Below are 5484 nucleotides of genomic sequence, written 5' to 3'. Positions count from 1 at the left end.
TCCAAGGTGACGGCGCCCTGTTCGCCTGGAGATCCGCCGACCTGGATCGAGAATGCCTACGAGCTGTTGGACGAGGAAGGCGAATGGTATCTGAACCGAAGCGACGGCTATATCTACTACAAGCCGCGCGGGGGAGAGGATATGGCGACGGCCCAGGTGATCGCGCCGGTGCTGGAGAGCCTGATCAATGGAGCTGGCACGCTCACGCAGCCGCTGCGGAATCTGGTCTTCGAGGGGCTGACCTTTGCCTATGCGACCTGGCTGGACCCGAGTACGGATCGCTATTGGGCGGGGCAGGCCGGGTTCCAGGGGACAGGCTCGACGATGGAGGATTGGTGGGACGGGCAGACGACGAAGACGCCGGCGAGCGTCGCCTTCCGGGCCGCTCATCAGATCCGCTTCGAGCGCAATGTGTTCATCCATTTGGGGGCCTCGGGATTAAGCCTGGAATACGGTAGTCGGCACAACAAGATTACGGGCAATGTATGGACGGATATATCGGCGGCTGCCATCTCCATCGGTCATGTGAACGACCATCATCCATGCGGGGACGCAGCGCCGTGTACCTCCAATGAGATCAACGAAAACAACACGATCGCGAACAATTATATCGCCCGAGTCGGTAGAGAGTACCTGGATCACCCGGCGATCTGGGTCGGGTACACGGATAATACGCTGATCGAGCATAATGAAATCTCGGACGTTCCGTATACGGGCATATCGCTGGGCTGGGGCTGGGGAGAGGTGGACCCTGGCGGCGCGGTCGGTTATACGAAGGAGACGATCGCGAGGAACAATCGCATTCAATACAACCTCATCCGAAACCCGATGCAAGTGTTGCGCGATGGAGGCGCGATCTACACGCTGGGCTCCCAGCCGGGCACGACGATCAACCACAACGTCATCATGAACTACAACAATGATTATGGCGCGATCTACCTCGATAACGGCAGTCGGCATGTTGACGTATTCAGCAATGTCGTGCGAGGAACGGGGTCTACAAGCCGATGGCTATTCCTTCAGGATGGCACATTGCCGGCGCTGGATTATTCGGTTCACAACAACTATTCCGATACAAACAGGCTATCCTGTGCTAACCCTTCCAACTCGTGCGGCGGCCTGGTATTTGATAACGTCACGAATGGCAGTACGCCGGCAGGCGCCCAGCATACCCTCGACCAAGCGGGCATCACATCGGCGTATGCAGGGATTAAATCGGCGTACGAGCCGATCAATCTCGCCCTGAACAGACCTGCAACTGCCCTATACTTGAGTGGTGCGGTCGCCAATATGCAGCCCCAATCGATAGCGAGCCACGCTGTAGACGGACACGCCGGGACGTATGCTCAGGCATCGGACGAGTGGGCTTGGCAGTTGCAGGTCGATCTCGGCAGCGTTCGCACGGTGGATCGGGTGGTCGTAAGAATGCTGTCGACCGCATTTGCTACCGCCTACGATATCAAAGCCTCCACGGACGGGGTCAACTTCGCCACAGTGAAATCCGTGACCCAGACCTTGGGCCGGATGAGTGACGACCAAGTAAGTCCGACAGCGGCGCGATATATACGGATTACCGCCGTGAGTCCGAACATGGCGGGGCAGACGGGCGGGCAGATGTCGATTACCGAGTTGGAGGTCTACGGATCATAAGCCCAAAAGTACAGCGATCCATCGAGGAGGCCTATGCGCACGCGCATAGGCCTCCCGCAGCTCCGGATGTACAGGTCAAATTCGGAGCAATCCATACATAATGACAAAAACGATACATTGTACCGCATGTCGCGCCATACTTTTTGCCACTGCACATCGTATTTAAGATTTACCGCCTGCCTTGCTGTGGTCTATAAAGGAGAAGCACTCCTAACCAACTATACAAAGGAGAAACTAAAAATGGACGCACACCTACGTACGACAAGAAAACCCAGGCCCTCCGCCCGTGCCGGATGGTTCAGGACCCTCAGGAAAAACTTCCCGCTTGTTACGATGACATTGCCGGCGCTTGTTGTTGTGCTGGCCGTCTACTACCTTCCAATGGGCGGCATTATTATCGCTTTCAAAGATTACCGGTTTGATGAAGGGATTTTGGGGAGCGACTGGAGCGGTTTTAAAAACTTCTACTATTTGTTTTCGACCCGGGATGCCTGGAGCATTACGTTCAACACCTTGTACTTGAATAGTCTGTTTATCGTAACGGGAACGGTCTCTGCCTTGGCCTTGGCTTTAATGTTGAACGAAGTCAGATCCAGATGGCTGAACGGAGTTTACCAATCGTTGCTTCTCATTCCTTACTTTCTTTCCTGGGTGGTTATCAAGTATTTCGCATTCGCGCTTCTTGAGAGCGATGGGGTAATTAACAATATTCTGAGTGCTTTGGGACGGGAAACGATCAGCTTTTTCTCCGAGCCTGCGTACTGGCCTTTGATTCTGGTGCTTGCAAGTATATGGAAGGGAGTAGGGTTCTCAGGATTAATCTATCTTGCTGCAATTATGGGTATTAACAAGGAATATTATGAGGCCGCGGAGATCGATGGGGCGAGTAAATGGCAGCAAATCCTCAAGATTACGCTGCCGCTAATCAAGCAGTTAATCATCATGTTGACGATTCTTTCAATCGGCGGCATTTTCCGTGCGGACTTTGGCATGTTTTACAACGTCACCCAGGATCAAGGCCTGCTATATTCGACTACGGATGTGATCGATACGTATGTTTTTCGGATGATGAGGAAGATTGGCGACTTTGGCATGGCGTCGGCAGCAGGCTTGTATCAATCGATTGTCGGTTTCATTCTGGTGCTGCTGACGAACTGGGTTGTGCGCAAGGTGGATGAGGACAATGCATTATTTTAAGAGGGGGAGACGGGCAATGAACCGCGAACGCAAGTCACTATTGTATTATTGTAATCATGTATCTCTTGTCGTGCTGAGTCTTCTCTGTTTGATCCCCGTACTTATCGTCATCGCGGCTTCGCTATCAACCGAGAACAGATTAGTATCCGAAGGATTCGCTTTGTGGCCGAGAGGACTGACGCTGGAGGCGTATACGTTTGCCTTCCAACAGGCGGACACGATGCTAAGAGCTTATGGCGTCACGGTCTTTATTACGCTATTCGGCACCTTTACCAGCTTGTTGATTTCCTCTCTGTTTGCCTATGCCATATCGAGAAGAGATTTTGCCTACCGCAACAGCTTTTCTTTTATTATCTTCTTCACGATGCTCTTTAACGGAGGACTGGTGCCGACCTATATCGTGATGACGAACGTCCTGCATCTGAAGGATACGCTGTGGGCACTCATTGTGCCGCTGCTGGTCAGCGCATGGAACATCCTGATTATGAGAACCTTTTTTTCGCAGAATCCCCAAGCGATCATCGAAGCGGCAAAAATAGAAGGGGCAGGCGAGTATCGTCTGTTTTTCCAAATCATTATTCCGATGTCTACTCCTGTTCTGGCGACGATTGGCATCATTACCGTACTGGGGTATTGGAACGACTGGTTCAATGCGCTCCTCTATATTGACAATCGATCCTTGTTGCCGTTGCAATACCTTGTCTATAATATGGTAGCGAACGCCCAAATGATGAAGGAGCTGAGCAATAGCGCGGGCGCCAGTCTGGTAACGGCCATTCCGACCAAATCCTTGCAGATGGCGGTGGTTATGATTGTCATTACACCGATGACGGTTATCTATCTGTACTTTAAACGCTACTTTGTTCGCGGTTTGACGATCGGCGCATTGAAAGGCTGAAACGTGGTGTCGATACCTTCACATTTAGAAAAATTATAGGTTTTTCGACTTTTTCATCATCACACGTATTCAAAAGTGTTCCAGCAACGCCCGCCAGGGCGAGTGTTGCTGGATGGGGGTTGCCTAGTTCGTCTTCCGTTTGTCGACCGGTACCCACACCTCGACCTCTGCATCGGCAGGATTGCCGTTAGTCAGTACCTCTGCGATCGGATGGCCGTTATACACATAGGCATAGTCATCGTTCAGCACGGTACCAAAGGCATGGTCCTCCAAGCGGTCAAAGGCTAAGCGAGATAAGCCGCCGTGTCCGGACAAGACCAAATATTCGCCGCCCGGAAATTGCACTTCATCTGCGGCATCGGGCTTTGGTTGTGACGATTGAACGCCTGCATAATAAAGCACCTCGCCCTCCTCGAGGGCAATGGCGGCAAAGCCATAGGCGCTTTCGGACAGCGGACGAAGGGAAGCCATCGCCCCGTTCTCCAGCGTGCTTTTGAAAAAGGTCGTTTTGGGCTCGGAGTATTTGGCATCGTGGATGCTTGTCCCTTCGCTCAAGACGGTTTTAAAGCCAACGATGCGGAACGGTTCTTTTGTTTCAATACGGGTGGAAATCATCTGGTATACCTCCTGTATAGTTGGTGGAATGGCGATTCGAAATAAGCATAACCTACCAACGTTGACAGCTGTGTGGCATAATTAAATCGAGGTGGTCGGAATGAAAATGGATCGCTTGATTGCGCTCATCATGATCCTGCTGGAGCAGGAGCAGATCAGCGCGCGCGAGCTGGCAGCACGTCTGGAGGTCAGTCGAAGGACGATCTATCGAGATATCGATACACTCAACCGAGCCGGCCTGCCGATCTTCACGCATCAAGGCGCGATGGGCGGTGTCGGGCTGATGAAGTCCTACAAGGTGGGGAAGACGCTGTTCACCTCGCAAGAGATCCAGCGCTTGCTGGGCGGCATCCAGAGCTATAAGCAGCTGTTCGGCGGGCGAGAGACGACCTATACGGCAGAGAAGCTCCACGCCATCGATCCCGACAATGGCAAGAGCAGACCGCAAGCGCAGTTCGCCATGGATCTATCCTTGAACAAGGGCAATGAATCGTTGCGCAGCTGGTTCAGCATGCTCGAGAATGCGATGAATGAGCATCGTTATCTGACTTTTGCCTATACCGATAACCGCGGGCTCAGGAGCGAGCGACAGGTCGAGCCGTATCAGGTTGTGTTCAAGGAGAGCAGCTGGTATTTGCAAGCGTATTGCACTGGAAAAGCGGCGTACCGCATTTTTAAGCTGGCCAGGATGAGCGAGCTGCAGGTGTTGGAGGAGCAGTTCACTCCCCGCGCGTTCATCCCTATGCCGATGGACGGCGGCGATTGGCTAGGACAAGGATGGGTGCAGGTGACGATCCGGCTGGACCGATCGGTGATGGATCGTGTGATCGAACGTTTCGGCGCGGAGCATATTGTGGCGATGGACGAGCATAGCTGCACCGCCATATATCCGATTATTCCGAATGCCTTCGGTTATGACCGGCTGCTTGCCTTCGGGGACAAGTGCGAGGTGCTGGGACCGCCTGAGATACGAAGCGGGTTCAGGGCATATGTTGAGGGGATCTTGAGCAAGTATGAACCCCGGCACGACGCTGCGTTGCCAGATTGAAGCATAGGCTCTTCTCCAATAACGATCAGATCAGGGTCTAGAAGGTTAGCGGCGCCACTTGTGCGATATTTCGCAC

Annotated in this window: 5 protein-coding genes; 4 read left to right on the top strand and 1 reads right to left on the bottom strand. The window is 52.9% G+C overall.

The window, feature by feature from the left end:
* The 3 genes from PA598K_RS30925 to PA598K_RS30915 all read left to right on the top strand — a co-directional run.
* A partial coding sequence (locus PA598K_RS30925) for a discoidin domain-containing protein (RefSeq protein WP_185602329.1) occupies positions 1 to 1650 on the top strand: 1650 nt, incomplete at its 5' end.
* A 240-nt stretch (positions 1651 to 1890) separates the two neighbouring features.
* Positions 1891 to 2847: an ABC transporter permease gene (locus PA598K_RS30920; protein ID WP_128660630.1), complete on the top strand. Its 957-nt coding sequence runs from the start codon at positions 1891 to 1893 to the stop codon at positions 2845 to 2847.
* Between the two features lie 16 nt (positions 2848 to 2863).
* Positions 2864 to 3745 (top strand): carbohydrate ABC transporter permease, encoded by an 882-nt coding sequence (locus PA598K_RS30915; protein ID WP_185602328.1) that lies wholly within the window; start codon positions 2864 to 2866, stop codon positions 3743 to 3745.
* Positions 3746 to 3868: 123 nt separating this feature from the next.
* On the opposite strand, the gene PA598K_RS30910 is transcribed toward PA598K_RS30915, so the two are convergent.
* Entirely contained in the window at positions 3869 to 4360 is a 492-nt protein-coding gene (locus PA598K_RS30910) for an effector binding domain-containing protein (RefSeq protein ID WP_128660628.1), read from the bottom strand.
* A 100-nt stretch (positions 4361 to 4460) separates the two neighbouring features.
* Here PA598K_RS30910 and PA598K_RS30905 point away from each other — a divergent pair, with 100 nt between their 5' ends.
* A complete protein-coding gene (locus PA598K_RS30905; RefSeq protein ID WP_128660627.1) occupies positions 4461 to 5408 on the top strand; it encodes a helix-turn-helix transcriptional regulator in 948 nt (315 codons plus the stop codon).
* Positions 5409 to 5484: the final 76 nt, after the last annotated feature.

Source organism: Paenibacillus sp. 598K (assembly GCF_003851045.1).
GTDB lineage: Bacteria > Bacillota > Bacilli > Paenibacillales > Paenibacillaceae > Paenibacillus_D.
This window is presented reverse-complemented; position numbering and strand designations above follow the sequence as displayed.

Excerpts from the sequence above, each read along its gene's own strand:
- PA598K_RS30920 (WP_128660630.1), top strand. The coding sequence starts at position 1,891 with ATGGACGCACACCTACGTACGACAAGAAAACCCAGGCCCTCCGCCCGT.
- PA598K_RS30915 (WP_185602328.1), top strand. The coding sequence starts at position 2,864 with ATGAACCGCGAACGCAAGTCACTATTGTATTATTGTAATCATGTATCT.
- PA598K_RS30910 (WP_128660628.1), bottom strand. The coding sequence starts at position 4,360 with ATGATTTCCACCCGTATTGAAACAAAAGAACCGTTCCGCATCGTTGGC.
- PA598K_RS30905 (WP_128660627.1), top strand. The coding sequence starts at position 4,461 with ATGAAAATGGATCGCTTGATTGCGCTCATCATGATCCTGCTGGAGCAG.